Here is a 19617-nt window from a genome sequence, read left to right on the forward strand (position 1 = left end):
CTTTTTAGACGAGCGCCGTTATTTATTAGGAGGGTATTATGGAAGATATTAAAAGAGTGCCTATTAAAAACAGGGTGTTAATACCCGATTATGAATCAGCAGAAGATTTTGGTGAAATTAGAATAGAAAATCAAACTGAACGTGCAGCGTTTAAATACAGACAAAGTGCAATAGCTCAAACATATAATAAATTAACGAAAGATAATCGTATAAGTTCGTTAGGTATTTGGGAGTTGGCTCGTACTCCAAATAGTTTTAATGTAAATGCTCAACAAGCATTAGACCCTTTTATAAAATTAAAAAATGAAGACAATGTAGTATTCTTTGATATAGAAGCAATTGGAACGCCTAAACACATGAGAAGTAGTAAAGGATTAGAACTATTTGCTATGACTGGGTTATCTTTTGGTGGAACTAAGTTTAATGGAAAAGACTTTGTTAAAAAGAACGGGGCTATTCTTTCAATGGCAGTCGCTCCTGAAAAGGATGCGTATTCCCAATTAAAACAGCAAATTAATAAATTAAAGCAAAATCCGATGATGTCAGTTTCACAAGACATACATCGTATATTACTGGATCTAACTAAATATTCTGATGAAAGTAAATTTAAGCGTGCAACAAGTAATGGGAAATCCTATATGTCTCTATTAGGGCATTCACGTGTTCTTCCTACAGACACGGCTTTCACAAGAAATACAATAGAAGTAATTGAACGTGGTCTTAATAACCTGTTTCATAAAGGGACAAAACTTGAAGATGCCTTATCTATTTTTCAAGGCTATATTATGTCTAGTAATGCAAAATTAGGAGGATATAATATCCATCACTACGATTTACCAGCCATTCTTGGAATAATAAAGGACACAAGTACAAAAAAATTCTTTGCAGATGCAGCGAAAAGTTCACTAGACTTTTTTCATGGATACTCTGCAACAGTTGAAAATCCATATTCATTAACTGGTGCTAGTTTACGTCAAGACCATATTTACCAAGCTATTTTAGCGAAAAGGAAAATTAAAGCGGGTAAAGTAGCAATTGACGGGAAAAGCCCTTCATATCTATATCATTTAGCAAAAAATGATATTCAAGCAAATATTGATATTGCTGGGTTTACTCACAAAAAAATCAAATCATTTATTGAGGGAGCAGAAAAGTCTGCTACTTATGATTTTTCTTCATCAGCAATAAAGAAAAATACTCTAGAAATAGGTAAGGAATTATTTTCTTATCAAAGAGGTTACTTTGACAAAGATAAACACAAATACAATCTTGTGGGTGAAATTGGTAAAAATAAGGCAAGCATAGTACCTCGGTTAGAAAATTTAAAGACATTACTCCCTTCAAATGAAACCTTCGTAATTCAAGAATTCCTCAAAGATGTAGCGTTAACAGGTGTAGATAAAAAAGGTTTTGGCGTAAGGCTTGATTCTAAAGATATAAAGGGGAAAGTCCTTTTATTAATGTCCGAAACGCAGGAGGGATTAGCACAGCAAATTCATAGTTCTTTCATGCCAATGGATGATGCAATTTCTAGAAATTTGCGTGACTTAAAGATAAAATATGACGCTTCTTTTCGTGAATATGAACGAATGTTCGACACTAATGGATGGAAAAAAATGAAGGAGTACTATCACTATCTAGATAAAGCAGGTAGTGTTGAAGAAGATTTTGACTGGAGATTACACATTATCAAAAATGGTGGGACAGAAGAATTAGCTATGAAATTCCCTTATATGGTCGCACGATTAGAGGGAGAAAGAGATGTCTGGAGAACAGCTATTAGTACTCTCAAAGATTCAGGATTAAATGACGAACAGAAGTTAATTGCACTGCGCCACATTAAAAACAAGTTAGATGAGAAAGGAGATAATAAAGCTCAAGTAACTGCTAAAGGAAATAAATTTTTTAATTTTAATTTTGTTAAAGAAGACAATACAATATTTAATGCAAAAGACACGAATTCAATTAAAGCTTCTTTCAGTTCTTATATTAACGACAGAAGAGGGAATCGTATTGGGGATCTGGAAAAGTCATATAAGTTAGCTCGTATTGATGAATTGCAAAAAATAATCATTAATAATTTCAAAATTTCACAAGATAGAAAAGCCTCTAATGATGTGAAATATCTTGTGAATCAGATGAAGAAGGAAGTTATGTCGGGAAATAAAACTGAAATAGCTCTGATTGAGATGTCAAACCTCGTTCGTGAAAAGATAGAAAACATGGGTACAGACAATTTTGTTCGTGAAGTAACCAATCAGATGACAGATAGCCGTGTAACTGCAATTAAAGGTTTGATGAAGCATCTACCAAATGTTATGCGTGAAAGTATTGAAAATGCTCGTTCATACAAAAATGCTAACGAATTATTAAACGGTAATAGTTCATTAAAGAAATTTTTAAAAGAGCAAGATAACCGTATTAAGAGATTATTTGAGACAAAATTTGGTACACATGGAATAAATGATCTAAACGTAATTAGTAAGACAAGTGGTATGGCTGCTAAGTACGAAGAACTTGTTGATAAAATCATGTCAGCTTACAGCGAATACTTCAACACTCAAATTCGCTTTATGGACGGTGGTAATCCTATACTTATCTTAGCTAGTAAGAAGAGTATTATGGATTTAAGTAAAGTAAAGACATATGAAGAATTGGTTCGAAACCCTAGATTAGCAACTATTGAGCTTCCATCCTTTGATAAGAACATGAAGGTGAAATACGGTGGAAACCAAAAAGCTTCTGTTATTCGTTCTGGTATTGGTGTAAAAGGTGCTTATCATAGTACATCGGTAACAGATGCTCTTAATATGATTCTTGATTATTCTAAGAAAGCCAAAGAGCTGTCTGAGAGAGCTGAAAGTATAGGTGGCAATAATGCATTTGTTCAAATAAGACAAGGGCTACGTTACCGTATTGGAAGACAAATAAATTCAGTGCCTACTGATGCAAGTCGTAAATTACACTTTGATAATAGGGAAATGTTTGATAGCAAATCGGTTATGAGTGACGAATTCCTTTCAAGCAAATGGGATATCACAGGATATGCAGAGTCATGGTATCGTGCAAATTCTAAACGATTAGGAATTAGTGCTTCTGCCGACATTATTGCTCAAAATGCAATTGAAAAAGGAATTACATTCTTTGAAGCGATGGGACAGAGGGCAAAAGATTACGCTATTGCCGGAGAACTTCTTGATTTTGCAAAAGGTGCTTCTGGACTAAAAGGAAGTTTGGTTGGGATTAATAACCGGTCAGCTTCAAAAGAGCTTGTTGGGACTACAAATGTAAACGCTCGTACTTACATGGCATTAGGTAACTACTATGCTAAAACAATAGAGAGTCCACATAAGCTAATCAATTACCGAAAGGTAGACCACGAAGTTGCATCAAAAGTGTTACGTAACTTGGGTAAAAATCAATCGTTCCGTACAAAAAATAGTTTTATTTCATCAGCTTTATTCAAAGCTCTTGATGATGCAAATGAGGTTCGTGGTATTACAATGCAAACTGGTTATATGACGAATGAAGAAATTGCATTAAAGCTGGAAGATGCTAACACTATTATGAAATATAAGAGTATGATTGACACAGCTCAATTAAAAAAACAAATCTCTCCTGTAGAAGCAAGACAAATGAAGGAGTCTTTAGACATAAGGATGCTTTCTAATAGTGAAGGTTACGCATTTATGGATTACAAGTTAATGAAGGCTTTTGATGGAATGGATGAGGTTCGTATCAATATGAACGCCGAAAAAGTAATGTTCAACAACTATATTGAGGTAGCTATTGAAAAAGAAGCTGAAAAACAAGGTCTTGGTAATGGTTTATGGAAAGAGAAAGGAATCGCTTTTAATAAACCATTAGAGATTGATATCAATTCTATGTTCAATGAGAGAAATCATCTTACTCTTGGAAAATATGAACTTAACAATATCAAAAATAAAATTATTGATAAAAAACGTTTTAAGAAAGGTGATACAGTATCTATCCTTGGCTTCAACGTAGATGACATCAATAAAAAATCGCTTGTATTAGGTAGACAACGTGAAACAGGACATGGATTTAAAGTGGTAACTGAGGGTGGTTTCCGTGCTACTATGACCCCAATGCTTGGTGATATTATGGGTGATTTATACGGCGTAGAAGGGGTAGAACAGGTGATTTCTCATCAAGTGGAAAAGGACGGTTCTACTGATTTACCGGCCTTAATCCGTGGTTACGATACTCAAATTCGTCAACAATTCAGTGGTTCTGTAATGAATAAGAAAATCACTACTGACTATGCTACTGAAGAAAGAGCGTTATCTTCATTCTATAAGGATGTTGAACAAATGCTTGGTATTAAAACAACTAATAAAGATGGCCAGTATGTAGTGAATTCTAATTTTGGTTTAAATGGAAAACAGCTAGACTATAAAGGACGTGAGAAGCTTTCATCTAAGTGGATGAGGAAGTTAGGTCTTAACCGTGAAGTATTTGCTGACATCACAATGGCCTATGAGGCTTGGGATCGTCATGGTGGAATTAATCATAGTAAGAACACGGTTAAAGAGCCTGGGGTATTAGATGATTCTGATTTTCGAACAGGGTTATATGTTCCGGGAGAATCCTCTATATATTCTAACTTTATGCATGATATGGTTTATAGTTCTAAAGTAAAGCCAGAAATTAAAGCACAACAAAAAGTATTTAATGAAATGGTTAAGTTTGGTGGTAACTATGAAAATAATTGGGAACCTAAAACAGGAGATGTAGTTATTGATTACACTCCTAATAGTACGAGGCTAATGACTGATGTAAATGCAAAGATGAAAGATGGTGTACTTCATGTAAGTAAGGATTCATTTGAAGCAATTCCACAAAAGTTTGATTATACCCAACCTTTCAATGTTGAGGATTACAGAAAAACTGTTATTAACGCTGGATTGATGGAATTTAATTTAGATCCTGGTGTTAAAGGTAAGAAAATCCAAGAACACTTACTTAGAACAAAAGGAACGGCATACTTGAAGCTTCCAGAATTTGCAGCAAATCAATACATTCCTCTTTTGGATATTAACTCAATGAAACTACCTGGTAATGTTAATTTTGTTGAGAAAACAGAATTCCTTGATACATTAAAAGGCTACTATACTTCTATTATTAGAAAAACAGAAGAGTACAATGACTTGTTTACAACAGATAAGTTTTCCGCAAGCGATACAGTGACGCGACGTGGAGTTCTAGAAACGGAAATTAATAGAGAAATTTCTCAACTTATTGCAAATTTTAGTGATTCAACTTCAAAAACGAGTAGGGTTAAGCATATTTCTGGGAATTTTAGTGGAGATAACTTAGCGGTGTTTTTAACTCCTTCTGGAATAAATGATGAGAAACAAAGAAATACTGTGGTGAATGAGATCATAAGATTGCGTGATTCTGATAAGGAAAATAACAAATTAGCAGTTGATGTAATCAATGCTTCTGAAGCATTCTTCTCAGAAAATAGTGCTGAGAACCTCACTCTTGGAAATCTATATGGTGCTGGAGCATACGAAAAAAATCGTAAAGGTACGGGTGTATATAATGACTGGAGAACAGCTAAGAATGATGAACCTGGGGTTGGTAAAGCCGAACAAGAAAAATCAATTCTAGCTCGTGCTATCTTTTCTACAATTGACAGTATAGATAATACAAGTATGAGGATATCTGCAGAGTTTATGAAGATGACAAAATCAAAAAAAGAGCCATTCGATGAGGCAGAAGGTTCAGGTCAAAACGTAGAAGAAGTAATGGATAAAAGAATAGCTGTTGAGCCAGAATTTTTCTTGAATAAAGCAATGCCACTTCATCATACAATGCATAATGGGATGAATGAATCACTATTAGATATTGCGACTGTTGGTAAGAAAGTATTCAGTGGAAGTGCTACAAGTTTAGCTGGGATGGGGACTATAGGATTTGATGAATTATGGGCGACAAGCGCTCTAATGAAAGATACACCAACACCAGAAGGCCTGCAAGAGATGGCACCAGTAGCACCTGAAACTTTAGGGTCCCCTACGGCCCGTATAACACCTAATCAAAATGGTGAGTACATTAACATCTCTGTAAAGGCATCAGCTAGTAAGAGAATGAATCATAATAATCTAGCAGCGATGATAAACAATGAAATCATGGCAATGTCGAATGTCAAAATGAACACGAGTGTTAACGTAAATGATAATTCGAGAAAAATTGACAGCAAGTGGTTAGAGAGCGCTATTGCAAATGCTATGAATAAGGGTTATGCATATTAATAGACAAATGAGAGTTAACATTTTGTTAGCTCTCATTTGTTTTAATACAGAAAAAGAGGTGACCAGATTGAAAGAAAAAATATTAATTACCTCTCTAACAAGAGTTAGAAGAAATGCGCCTTGGCGTGTTGGTATATACATAAATGAAAACTACACATTTATTCATGTAGGAGGTGGTAAAGGGAATGTGGCAACTAGTCCAAGGTTTAACATGTTCCTTGGAGAGGTGGAAAAGAAAGTATCTCGTTATCCTGTAGATATTAGTTTCTATTCAATCGAGAATAATAGGGAGATGGAAGTCACAAAGATGCGTGACCAAATTGTTTATCTGGATTGTGGTTACAATTCTCATAGACTATTATCAAGTGCTCGTTTCTACTACGAAAAAGAAGTGCTTTCTAATCCCTTAGAATTAGCGCAGCAAAAGACAGAAAAAAACAATACAATCTTTAATGCAATGGAAGAACACAATGAAACAATTACTTCTTCAGACTACATCGCGGTTGGTAGAGTAGAGAAAGTTACAGACGGTGATACGATTGATGTGAAACTACTGAAGGTGTCTAATTTTTTATCTAATCACTTAAAAACAGAACAAATAGTCACAGTTCGATATAATGGTGTAGAAACACCAGAAACATTACAGTCGGGGGTGGAATCCAGCAAAGACTCTAAAAATACTAAGTTAGGAAAAACATACGGTATTACCATGCAGGATATGTATGCAATCGGAAAAGAGGCCCATGAATACAACGAGCAAATCTTAGGGTGGAACGCAATTCAAAAGCCACTTGTTGTTGTTCACTTTGATCGTCAAAAAAGAGGAGAGGCACCTAAAAAGGACGGGAAATCTAATCGCTACATTGCGGATGTATATGCAACAAATGAAAGAAGTGCAGATATCGTATTTGACAATGTTGAAAATGGAAAGCCATTTGTACATGTAAACAAGTCTCTTTTAGTAAAATACTCTAATCAGTTCACTCATGTTCCTCTTGGTATTTTCCCATTTGAGTTTGCAAATACCTTAACAGTTCTTAATCCCTTAAACTGGATTACTGAATTAAAATTAAAAGCATTTGATACAGGTATTGGTGCTCCGTCAGCAGGCTCAAATGATGAAGAGAGTACTCCTGATATTGGTGAACCCTATAATGAAGATATCAATCCTGAAACGACAAATATAAAAGGAACAACAGGCCCTGCATACAACGCTTTAGATTTTTTCAGTCCTTATGACGATAGATTGACGGTCTTTACAGAGGGCATAAATTCAATCGAAGATTTAAAAAGACATTCCAAAGTTAGGATTGGTGATGTAATACTTACAATCCCACCTACTTCTATTGAGGTAAACAAAACTTCGAATATCTCCAAAATAAAAACACTTCGTACAAAATCCTCTGTAATAGTTAACAACGGCCAATCGCTTACCACGTTAAGTATGGATCTTTATTTCCACGATCTTGAATCAGTTAATGGTAAGAAATATCCTTGGAAGAAAGAATACGGAAAAGGGGAAAAAACTCAACATTTTTATGTGGATGGACTTAGACCATTACTGGCACAATTCGCTAAAGCACCGTTTCTTCCAGTTGATAACTATTACATTAATAACGTGCTAGGTATTTGTGACGTAGCTTTAATGAATATCGAAGTAACTACAGTTCCTAATTTCCCAGAGTCTTTAACTGCCAAGTTAACGCTTGTTGAATTTAATTCAGAGGCATACTTAATGAATCATAGTACGTTAAATGACTCAATAAATTACCCAATGCTAAGATGGTACTACAATCAATCTTTAGCGGATCGTGGGGATAAATATCGTTTCTTTAAAGGATTAGAAGGCCCAATTAAAAGTGACATCAAATTCACTCTTGCTGACGAAACGTTCCTGGCTACACGAAAGCACGCTATTGATTACATGAAGAATGCAGATTCTCCAGAACAAAGAAAAGTCGAATTAGAGACAAAGGATAGGGATTACAAAAATAGAAAAGAAGATGCATCTGTTGTTAAAGAAATCTTGGATCAGTATTATCGTTATAAAGATTCTAAAATCAAAAAACACACAATCATTGACTACTTTAGTAAGCCAGGACTAGATAAAGCATCTACAAGTATTCAAGGATTAATTAGAGACAAGTACAAAATTAAAAAAGAGGAAGCAGAAAATGCTATTGTGGAGGCAGGCGAACTATTTTCTAATATATATGATAATAAATATAAGGATGTAAACACTATCTTAATGCATAAGGAAATCTTTCTCCCTTATGAGTCTCGTTTATTCTACAAAATCCGGTTTGATTGGAACTTTTTAGAGTCATTTAATAATCGTTATGATGAAGACCCTCCTGTGGATTATGATAAAAAACAATATCGTGGAAAAGAAAAAGATGGTCTTATTATTTTAAAAAGATTAAAAGATGCAGGTAGCCAAAAAATACTTGAAAATAAATTCAAGGAGTTTTATGAGAAAGAAACATTCCGTATTCCGGCTAACGATACTGCAATCGAAGCACTTAAAAAAATTGCAGAAGGCGCTAAGAAAATGGAAGAAGAAGTAGCTAAATATAAAGGCGAATTTGATGAATATATGAAAGTCATTGAAGCTAGTGAGCGCATGATTCCAATGAAAGAGTACCCTATCTCTGGGAAGGTTATCCCAATCTCTATCAATGCTCGTTTCTCAAATGAGTTTAGCGTTTCTCATATTCAATCTAGTGAAGCTGCAACTCTTCAATATATGGGCGGTGGAGATCCCTACATTGATTTACTTTTAGAAGTAGATGAAGATGGTGCAAGAGATTTTAACAATCTTATTGCGACTTCCGATTACTACGCTAAGACATATAATCAAGGTATTACAAATGGATTTATTGGTATTGAAAATGATCTTTCTCAATTATTTGGTATTCGATTTGTAATGTTCGAAAGTATTTCTGTAAACACAATTCCTAACTTCCCGGGAAGATACCAAATCATGCTACAAGGTATTGGGTTTGATAAAACACAACGTCAACATGAAGAATTAACTGCATTACCTGGTAACAGTAAGCAAATGGATCTTGAGAAATTGAAGGTTAACAAGATAGCATTTATGAATGACCGTATGATTGAAGCTAGACTTCACAAACTGGAAGTATATCCTGATATGGAACTTCCGACTTATGCCCAACTTAATGCCGTATTACCAAAGATGGATGCAGGAGTAACAGAGTATCCCAACATAACGTCTGGGACATATCTTGATCCTGACTTTTATTTCTCTACAGGTAGCACATTAAGACAGGTAATCGAAGAGTCATACATGGGAAATCATCAGTTAAACATGTTTGATGCTACAGGTGTAGCTGCTTTCACAAGTAATCAATCAGACAAGCTATTTGATACAACTGAAGCAGACTGGGCAAAGCTTAAGGAATTAGAAAAAACTGAAGGTGTAGGACCTCTTGGCTGGAAGTTTGATTGGGGTAAAAAGGAAGATGCTAAGAAATCTGACGCTCCAAATACATCGGCAGGCCCTGTCATGGCTGATCAAGGAGGTACTGTATCTGTAAAGAATGCAGATGTTCAAAAGTTTCTAACAGAGAAAAAAGATGATAAATTTGCTTATGAAACTTTCCCAACTATGGAAGAATGGAAAACACTGTTCCCTGACGGAGGAAATGACTATGGCACGATATCTCAAAAACCTAGTGGTGATGAAGCACTTATCTACCAAGAACTGAACAGTCTAGTTGATAAGTACTTTAAGAAATATTATTCAGCCCCTACATTCATTGAAGGGTGTAGAGGGGATTTAAAAGAGGCGGACAAAACTAAAAAGATAGTCTCTTATCAGCCTGCGGAAGATATTTATTATGCAAGTTTTAAAGTAAGAAGAAGTAAGTTAAGAGGTCCAGATACTACTGCGATTAGTGATTTAATTAAGAAAGAAGTCATTAAAGAGCCTAAACAACCGAATGATATGGATTATATGGACTTCGCTAAAACAGAATCAAAAATCACAAAAGAACGATTCATGACACTTATGAAAGCATTCCTTGATAAAACAAGTCAGTGGAAGCATTTCAAAGGGAAAAAACCTACTGTAAGTAAGGCTGGACGTGTAGGTTTAGCGCAAGTAGACGTTTCTTCAGCTGATATGAAGGTTGATGAAGTAAAACGCTTAATGTACAACTGGAGATACAATTTACAGACAGCAGTTAAGCAACTTGCGGAACACTACGAGAAGCTAGATAAGTTAGATAAGGATCGTGAGAACTATGAAGCTTATTGTCGTCCTTGGGATGGAATGTTTGCCTTGTATGAAAAGCCTGATGCTAAAATTAAATTTTCTAAGGATATCGAAGACAATAGTTTTGCAAGTGGTGTTATGAACCGGTTCAACCATTATGCGACTAAGCCATTTAATACATTTAGTGGTTACAATAAGGATGTCTATAAAGGATATGCAGGATTAACTCTAGATGAGGGCGTTACGATGGGTGACGGGAATAAAGATGACTATGTGGATCAACTCTTAGAGCTTGAATACTATGATTTAGAGGTATTAAAAGCAAACAACTTAAAAGTTGATTCTGATAAGAAAAATATCAAGAAGGTCATGAAAAAACATCTAGAAACAATGGATAAAAATTCACTATACTCGATTTATGAGAAGCATTTAAAAATGCTGTATGAATTAAGTAAAACAGATGGCTGGATTGAAAAAGCTGCAGACTTTGTTGGGAAGTATAATCTAGCTAACCTTGCTACAAGGGGCGCTGTTGGAAAGTTCGTCGATAAAGTTACAGACAAAATCGCTGGGAGTAAAAAAGATAAGAATGGATACGAGTATTCACAAAAAATCTTCGAAAAAGGTGCAAAGCTTTATGAAATAATTCATCAAGTTGATGAGACTGCTAAAGCCTCAACAGAGTCTACAGACCTGCGCTTGTATAATGATGTTGATCCACGCGTGCTGTATGAAGAAATGTTCTATGATTTAAGATATCATGATCAACGTGGAAGAATGCTTCGTGCATTTCCAGGATTCCAGATGTTTATCATCCATGAAGGTGATTACTTTGGTAAGTACAAATTCTGGGATAATATGTACGGATTCAATGCTATTCAAAGTATAGACGTTCATCGTTCTCGTAAGGTAGCTGCAGATACAGCAGTAATTTCTATGACTAATGTTTATTCGAACTTAACAACTCGTCGTACTGATGTTGACTATGTAGACCGTCAGTTAAAATGGTGGGACAACTATATCTGGAATGATATTCCTCAAGATTTAATTGAGAAAAAGGAAAACGAAATTCATAAGAATCTTTTCCTAGAAACAGGAGCGCGTATCCATTTGAGAATGGGGTATGGTGCAACAGCTAGTGCATTACCAATTGTTTTTAATGGTACGATTTCAGAACTTGAGATTGGTGATGTAATTGAAATCATTGCTCAAGGTGATGGAGTTGAATTAGGAAACGTAGTATCTGGTGACCCTGATGATGACAACGATGGAATCTTCAGTGTAACTGAACCACGAGACCTAATTTGTAGTCTTATGAGTTCAAAAGGAAGTTGGTTTAAAGACTTCATGAACGGTGTAGTAGATGAGCGGTTATTCAAAGACAACCCTCTAGGGATTATGCATTTTGGCCAACCATTTGACGTTAACAGTTCAAAGGATTCAAAACCCATGGGTAATCTAATTTGGTTTAATGATGAATATGGAGAAGTTGCTCAAAATATCTACTCTTCAAATGGGACTCCTACATTTTCGGAATGGTTGCACCCTAACGGAGAACGAAATAATATTTTCGAAGATTTTAGCTGGAAACGTCTATGGGAAAATAAGTTTAAAATCTTTAATCCAGGAGATGCAGACAATGTAGTTGTTAAATTCTACAACAACACAGTTTGGGATATTATACAAACGATTACCTATTCAACTCCGGACTATATAGCAGCTGTTCATCCGTTTGAATTACGATCGACACTATTCTTCGGTAAACCGTACTGGCGTTGTGCATTCGAGTACGATTCTCGATATGAGTTTGACCCTATACAGAAAACATGGTCAAGATATCTTACAGGGCAACCAAGACGCCCATACATGCAAAACAAGTTCTACATGTCGGCTTATGATATTATAGAAAATAATATTAAAGCTAGTGAGGATAATATTTTCACAAATGTTATCGTAAACTATGATGGAAAACAAACACCGGTGTTGTATGCAGATGCTGATATTCGTTTTGACAAGCAGAAAACAAGAGTAGTAGAAGCAGACATTGTAGCAAAGTTTGCAGACTTCTATACTTCAGAAGTAATGGCTACATACTTCGGACATTCTACTCTTAGAGATAGTATGAAAGATATGTATAAAGGAAATCTACTAGTATTGGGAGATCCTACCGCGAAACCTCATGACATGATGCACATCAATGATGAGATTAACGACCTTCAAGGAAATGCGTTAATCAAATCAGTAACACATCACTTTAGTATGGAAACAGGATTCGTTACTTCTATAGAACCAGACCTCTTGGTTGTAAACGATGATCAAGTAATGCTTGAAATGAGTAAGTGGTACACGAGTTTTGCTCAGTCATTAGCTGCTACAGCTGCAATACGTGCAGCTACTAATAAAGCTGGAAGAAACTTGGCTAAATGGATTACTAAATCTAAAGGAATCCCTGCGGATGTAGGAAAATGGGTATCTACAAAGGGACTAAGACATACAGTGAGCATGGCTAATACTGGCGGGGATATGGATAAAATCCTAAAAACCATGGATAGCATTATCGCACAAGGGGATGGAGATGTTTCAAATCTGCATAAGCAACTAGTACAAGACTTTGAAGAGGTAGCCCAAAAACTGCAAAAAACTTCAGGCAAAAATTCAAGTAAAGTAGGGTTTCTTAAAAACACAAGTAAAAAAGCTATATTGCAATCAGGAAATGCTTTTGCAAAAGTTTTATCAAGCTCTGATGATATAGCCAAGATTGGTAAAGGAGCATTAGGTATGATTCGGGGAGCAGCTTCCTTCACGCCAGTCGGATTCATTGTTAATGCAGGCATATGGATTGGTACAGAAATGCTGTTTGAACACTATCGCCGTTTTAAGGAAAACCTTCAATGTGTTGTCGCAATGCCATTAACTTATAGAGGGAAAGAATTAACAGCAGGTATTAATAACCATGCAGGGATGATTTATGGTGATGCACCAGGTCGATACGATAATATGTTCAATGCAACATTATTCCATGACGATGGGGATGCAGAGTTCTTCGGTAACGCATTTATAGAAATTGCTAACTTCTTTACCGGTTCGGGGGGAGAAGAAGGTGTATATGCAAAAACTGAGAAAGCTCATCAACTTAATAAGTTAGCTAAGAAAGAGCAATAATATAACGAAAGAAGAGGCATAGCCTCTTCTTTTTCTGTGTTAACTATAGCGAAAATCAAAATAAATGGTTAGTTTATCAAAATAAGGAGGAATAGCTATATGGCACAAAAAGACAAACAAACATATAATATCGAATTGTATATAAAGAAAATAAAAGCAGCGAAAGAAGTATATGCGGAACGTAAGAAGTTTCTAGAGGGTTTCTCACTTAAAAAGAAAAAAGACAAGCCTAAAGATGGAGGCGGAGAAGTTGCAGCATCAGGTGGTGGCGGTTCAGTAAACTTCAATGGAGAATTGCCTACGGTTGCTCAGTACACTGGACCAGATGTTTACACCGACAAACTCCTAAACGGAGGAGTATACCAAAATGGACTTAAAGGTAAAATAGCTGGTACTGATCAATGGAATCAGCATATTAAAGAACAAGCAGCAAAAGCTGGCGTCAACCCTCTTATGGTTAAAGTAATTATGGCAACGGAATCTGGTGGAGAACACAGTTCAACACCAAATCCTTGGAACTGCGTTGGCTTGATGCAGACGGAAAAAAATATCACTGGTGAACTCGGTTTAGACTTCGGCAAAGCATGTACTGACGAAATCTACAATATCTATGTAGGTTGCATGATTCTTAAAGAAAAACATAATTATGCTGGAGGTGTTATCTCTAGGGCTGCGGACAGATATTCACGCTTTAAAAGTCGAGGGTTTGAACTAAAGCAAAACGTTCATGGGGTTTCTTGGTTATATAACGGTTTTAGTGTACCTGATAACGCAGGTGATAAGCTTTTAGGCGGTGGCTATGTTTATGCGAACCAGGTAGCTGAGATGTATAAAGGTTTTGGAAGAGACGCATATACAGATACAATTTTAACTCTGGACGTTTTATCTGGCGGCGGGGGAGGAAGTTCATCTTCTGCTGGTGGTAAAGGTACAGGTGGTAAATGGGAGTATGGAAAAACATTTGCAAGCGGTGCAGAAGCAGTTAAATTTTTGGATACTGTAGATACAACGATGATTAATGGAATCTATGTCCACCATACTTGGGACCCAGACCATACAAAGGCTAAAGGTGTGTCATTAGCAACATTAAATGACAATATGAGAAGATTCCATACACAAACAAATGGCTGGGATGATATCGCGCAACACTTTACTATCGGTGTAGATGGACAAGTAATTCTTGGACGCAATATTTCATCCGTACCATGTAGTGCAAAAAATTATAATGGTACAGCTGATAATCATCCAGCAATGTATGAAATGATTGGAAACTTTGATAAAGGTGCGGATGTTTTGCAAGGTAAACAGTTGGAATCAGCTGTTGCTATCGCCAAGTATTTTGCTGGCAGACCAAATGGTGTGAAGTTTCACCGTGAAGGGTTAATTAATGGTAAAGAACCGAAGAGTTGTCCTGGTACTGGAGTAGATAAAACATGGTTTATGAATCTAGTTACAGGCAAGGCAAAAGTAAGTGCATTTTCTGCTCAATCAGTACCTGTATCAGATTCATATATTGAAGCGAATTATGCAGCAGGCTGTGACCTTTCTCAAGATCCGATAAGAGAAGATTTCATGGATACACCAGTCAAGCTACCACCAACAGAAGATGAATTAGCACACGCTAGAAGTTTTGCAGTTAAGATAAGTATCCCTACTGCACAATTAAAAGAGAACAGAATTATTGCTCCAAAGTACCCAAGGTCAAACTATGTGGAAGACTTTAAACTGTCATCCAGTTATGACATGAAGAAAAATTACTCCCCATTACCTCCACATGAGTTTATTCATCTAAATGGTCCTCAAGAGAATTTCTACACAAGTGAAGCAAGACAAGCTTTCCGTCTTCTTAAAGATCGACTTGGATACAAAATCTTAAGAATAGCTAGAGGGTTTGATCCTTCTGATGGAGAGTCTTCTCATTCTATTGGTATTTCTATGGACATATATACTGATTCAACAGAAGAAGCAATTTATATAGCTGATACTGCATGGTTAACAGGATTCCGAGCTATTGCGGTTGGTCCTAAGTTTGTTCATGTTGATATTGGTCCTGAATCAGCTTGGGGATATGATAATCTACCACTTTATCAGGGACCAGGTACATTAAGGGCGGGTGAGTTTAGTTATGGCTACAAACAAAGAAACCTATAATCTCGAATCATATAAGAAGAAAATTAAAGCAGGTAAGGAAGAGTATCAAAAAAGAAAAGAGTATCTTGCTAAATTTGAACTTCCTAAAACTGATGATGAAGAGGAAGAAGTAGAAGAAACTTCCGATGATAGTAAAAAGCCTGAAGACCAAGGTAACGCCGTAAAAGAACCTGATGGAGGAGTTGGTAACTTCACAGGTTCGGGTGAACTAGGCGTTCCCGCAGAACCAAAATCATATAGATTCACTTCTGTTATGGGAGCACGTTGGGGAACAAATCATAATGGAGTGGATTTAGCTCCAAACACACCTGGAGATACCAACTGTAAGATACTTTCTGCAGGTGATGGAGTTGTTCTTCAAGCTAGAAGTGGAGTAGGTGGATTTGGTACTTGGATAGTTATTAAGCATAAGGATGACTTATATACGATTTATGGTCACATGCCTCCTAATACATTAAAAGTAAAAACCGGTGATACAGTAAAAAGAGGACAACATATTGCCAATATGGGTATGCAGGGGCAGTCAACAGGTGTCCATTTACACTTTGAGGTTTGTACAGACTTTGTTAATAACAGAAGAGGAACTACAAAGAACCCTGAAGACTATGTTGATATTCGAGGCAGCGCTTCAGCTATTCAAGTAAAATCTATTGCACCTAAGGCTAGCTTCTCAGCAAAAGCGGATGAGAAAGAAGAAGGTAATGAAAGACCAATGCATGCTCTTTATGAGAAGGATGGAGCAGAATTATCGGAAGAAGAAAAACTAATTGATCAGACGTACAGAAGTTCTTTCCCGTACCTACCAGTTCAATTCATAGGAGATTCTCTTAAGAAAAGTGACATCACAAGAGAGTACTTTCTTCTTAATCGTATTGGTTGGGCCCGAACTACCAAGTATGAAAAGATGGTTTCCTTAAATAAGGAAAGATTTATTCATAGTGACAAATACGATGGTCATGAAGGAAATCTTTATTCACCAGATGCAAAAAGGTTGTTTGAAAGCTTGCTTTTGAAAACCAAAAAGCCTTATTTTGAAGTTATTAGTGGTTTTCGCTTTAGTAACCCTGGTCAACTTTCACCCCATGAAGCAGGTTGTGCAGTTGACATTCTTGTTAGAAGTATTGAAGAGGTAAGGGAAATTGCAGACTGTGCATGGCAATTAGGTTTGAGGTCGATTGCGATTGGTGGAGATTTCAAAAACAAAAAGGGTTTTATTCATATAGACATTGCGCCAAAAGGAAAGGACATTATGTACGATGGAGTTCCTATTTATGGGGGACCAGGAAAGTGGGTGACAGCATGAAAATTAAGAGGAAATTGAACAGTATAATAGCTGAACATGATTGACTATGGAAATCCATTCATTGCTATTAGTGAGAATTATGACAAATTATTTATCTATCATAATGAAGAAAGGAAAATAAAAAATCCGTATTAATTCTATGTAGCCTATGAGAATATGCACAAATCAATCTATAAACCTATGAAAGATGATTTCATAACTCAAGAAAGTATTAAAGAGAAGGTGATTCAATGAACTTTAATAGTCAAATCCATCAGTCTATTTATAGTAAAGTAGTTGTACCGTCTTTAAATAGACTACAAGGAACCATTGAAGGTTATGTAATTCAAGTAGATTACACAAAACTAACCTGTGAAGTAGTCTACTCAGATGAAAACAGTCATGCTTTACGAACAATGAAAGAAGTATCTTTACCTAAAGATGGAGACGGTGTATTTACACAAGCTGTTAAAAACGGTGATAGAGTTTCAATTTCCTTTAAAAATAAATCTAAGGAATCACCTTATATTTCTACAGTATATAAATCAAATCACAGCGAAGAAAATTATCTTAGTCCATATGGTGGAAGAACAATTAGACAATCCCGTGTTTTTTAGAAAGGAGGATTCCAATGAATGAAGCATATATAAATAAAACATATGGAGATGGAGACAAAGATATTCATTATCCTTATTGGCGCCAAGTATTACAAAATGAACTTGTTAACTTTAAGGCCAAGAGTTTAGAAAAGGAATTAGAGAACTGGCAATTTATTAGCGAAGATGAAATTGCATTAAAACACCCAGTGACAGGTTCAACCTTTAAGCTCTGTGATGACGGCTCAATCGAAATGTTTGTTAATGAGGATACTGGCATTCGTTTGGATGCGAAAGATAATACAATCATCTTTTATGGTGACAGTATTCATTTTGCTACAAAGGAAATGAGAATGCATACAAAACCATATGGATTCATTTGGAATAATCATAACCTAAATCCTTATTTATATTATGGTGATAAGGTAGGAGAGAAGAGAAATATTCCAAAAGCTTCAATGATTTCTACACTAGAAGATGGACAATCCGACATCAATGTTCCTTTGTTCCAAGAGCAAAAGAGAAAACATTATTACGATGCGAAAGTTACATCTATGATTGAAGATCTAGGAATAGAAACTTCAAGAATAAAGAGAGGAGGATAACAAATGAAAGTGGATTTTCGTTTTTCACCTGAAGGGGATTTAGAGCTTGGTTCTCCTAGTTACAATGACTTTGATGAATTACTCTATATCGATTCAGTAGGAAATATCTCAACAGATAGCTCAGAAGGATTATTAATAAGGGATATTCCATTACAAGTATCTTACTTAAGCGAGAAGCAAGTAATACTCAATAGATTAAGAACAGACAATCCGGACTGGTTTATACATCGGGAGATAGGGGCTGATTTATCGGAATTAATTGGTCTTCCTAACACAAGAGAAACAGGAGACTTAGGAAAGTCCCTAATTGAAAAAAGTTTAACTCGCGACAAGTTTCTACTTCCTAGTGATCTAAATGTTAGACCCGTCCCTGTTAATTCGAGCGAAATACTCTTCTATATTACTGTTAGAAGAAAAATAGCAGATTTAGTTATACCAGTTCTATTTAATTTAGAACATGGTTTATTATCAGAATATGAGGTGAACAGTTAATGAGAAAATCAAAGGATGAAATGCTCGAAGCGGTTTTGACTCGACTTCGAACTGAAGGTGGAATTACTGAAGCAAGTCCAGGATCGATTGCTCGAATGTTTGCAGAAGTAATGATAGAAGAATTTAGTCCGTTCTACGATGAATTAGATTTAATTACTAAGATGGGTTTTATTTCAACATCAACAGGCGGATATCTGGACCTTATTGGTGAACTGTTAAACTGTACTCGTGATGGAGATGAAACAGACGATAACTATCGTGCAAGAATCTCTAATCAAGTATCTGTTGAACAGAGTGCAAATTTAATTTCCATACGATTAAAAACACTACGAATTGATGGTGTTGCTGATGCTCAGTTTAAAAGATTTACAAGAGGAACAGGCTCGTTTACATGTTATGTTACTCCTCAAGTTTATCCGATTGAAAACGATTTATTAACTCGTGTAGAAAGCGTTATATCTGAAGTAGCTGCTTATGGCATGAATGTAGAAGTAAAAACAAGTGAATACAACCCCGTGGACATTACTCTCAACTTAATTTTCCACTCAAAAACAACTTCTCTTGAAAGACAACATATCCGCAATAAAGTAGTTCAAAATGTTGGAGCATACATGAAACAATTAAACATGGGTTCTCCAATTATTATCAATGAAATTATTCAACGTGTAATGGAAACAAGCGAACAAATTCTTGATATGGAATTTAAAAAACTTATTGTCGGTGAAAAAGAGTACTACATTAAGAATGTGGAACCTTCATTAGAAGAACGATACTTCTTAAGAAAAATTAACGTAGCATAGAAAGTAGG

General features: G+C 35.8%; 8 protein-coding genes. All 8 read left to right on the top strand.

Translation table 11 applies throughout. From position 1 onward, the window contains the following. Window positions 1-38: 38 nt before the first annotated feature. The 8 genes from ACTFN4_RS11810 (at window position 39) to ACTFN4_RS11845 (ending at window position 19609) form a co-directional block, all read left to right on the top strand. A complete protein-coding gene (locus tag ACTFN4_RS11810; protein ID WP_439962326.1) occupies window positions 39-6281 on the top strand; it encodes a hypothetical protein in 6243 nt (2080 codons plus the stop codon). Between the two features lie 67 nt (window positions 6282-6348). After that, complete coding sequence (locus tag ACTFN4_RS11815; protein ID WP_439962327.1) at window positions 6349-13683, top strand: nuclease; 7335 nt, start codon at window positions 6349-6351, stop codon at window positions 13681-13683. Between the two features lie 99 nt (window positions 13684-13782). After that, the gene (locus tag ACTFN4_RS11820) at window positions 13783-15834 is read left to right on the top strand and encodes a peptidoglycan recognition protein family protein (protein WP_025966523.1); all 2052 of its coding nucleotides are present in this window, start codon (window positions 13783-13785) and stop codon (window positions 15832-15834) included. Then, the gene (locus ACTFN4_RS11825; protein ID WP_323654236.1) at window positions 15809-17137 is read left to right on the top strand and encodes a M23 family metallopeptidase; all 1329 of its coding nucleotides are present in this window, start codon (window positions 15809-15811) and stop codon (window positions 17135-17137) included. Before ACTFN4_RS11820 ends, ACTFN4_RS11825 begins: the two co-directional genes overlap by 26 nt. 230 nt (window positions 17138-17367) lie before the next feature. Then, entirely contained in the window at window positions 17368-17733 is a 366-nt protein-coding gene (locus tag ACTFN4_RS11830; protein ID WP_001010565.1) for a hypothetical protein, read from the top strand. 14 nt (window positions 17734-17747) lie between these two features. Further along, a complete protein-coding gene (locus ACTFN4_RS11835; RefSeq protein WP_001001211.1) occupies window positions 17748-18317 on the top strand; it encodes a hypothetical protein in 570 nt (189 codons plus the stop codon). Window positions 18318-18320: 3 nt separating this feature from the next. Next, on the top strand, window positions 18321-18809 hold the full coding sequence (locus ACTFN4_RS11840; RefSeq protein ID WP_000861690.1) for a hypothetical protein: 489 nt from the start codon (window positions 18321-18323) through the stop codon (window positions 18807-18809). After that, window positions 18809-19609, top strand: a complete 801-nt coding sequence (locus ACTFN4_RS11845) for a baseplate J/gp47 family protein (RefSeq protein WP_439962328.1) — start codon at window positions 18809-18811, stop codon at window positions 19607-19609. The genes ACTFN4_RS11840 and ACTFN4_RS11845 overlap by 1 nt, the downstream gene beginning before the upstream one ends. The last annotated feature ends 8 nt before the right edge of the window (window positions 19610-19617 follow it).

It is taken from the genome of Bacillus cereus group sp. MYBK95-2, assembly GCF_051915225.1.
In the GTDB taxonomy this organism is placed as follows: Bacteria; Bacillota; Bacilli; order Bacillales; family Bacillaceae_G; genus Bacillus_A; species Bacillus_A cereus.

What these genes read in the sequence shown, in the direction of transcription:
- ACTFN4_RS11810 (WP_439962326.1), top strand. Translation starts at nt 39, where the DNA reads ATGGAAGATATTAAAAGAGTGCCTATTAAAAACAGGGTGTTAATACCC.
- ACTFN4_RS11820 (WP_025966523.1), top strand. Translation starts at nt 13,783, where the DNA reads ATGGCACAAAAAGACAAACAAACATATAATATCGAATTGTATATAAAG.
- ACTFN4_RS11825 (WP_323654236.1), top strand. Translation starts at nt 15,809, where the DNA reads ATGGCTACAAACAAAGAAACCTATAATCTCGAATCATATAAGAAGAAA.
- ACTFN4_RS11830 (WP_001010565.1), top strand. Translation starts at nt 17,368, where the DNA reads ATGAACTTTAATAGTCAAATCCATCAGTCTATTTATAGTAAAGTAGTT.
- ACTFN4_RS11835 (WP_001001211.1), top strand. Translation starts at nt 17,748, where the DNA reads ATGAATGAAGCATATATAAATAAAACATATGGAGATGGAGACAAAGAT.
- ACTFN4_RS11840 (WP_000861690.1), top strand. Translation starts at nt 18,321, where the DNA reads ATGAAAGTGGATTTTCGTTTTTCACCTGAAGGGGATTTAGAGCTTGGT.
- ACTFN4_RS11845 (WP_439962328.1), top strand. Translation starts at nt 18,809, where the DNA reads ATGAGAAAATCAAAGGATGAAATGCTCGAAGCGGTTTTGACTCGACTT.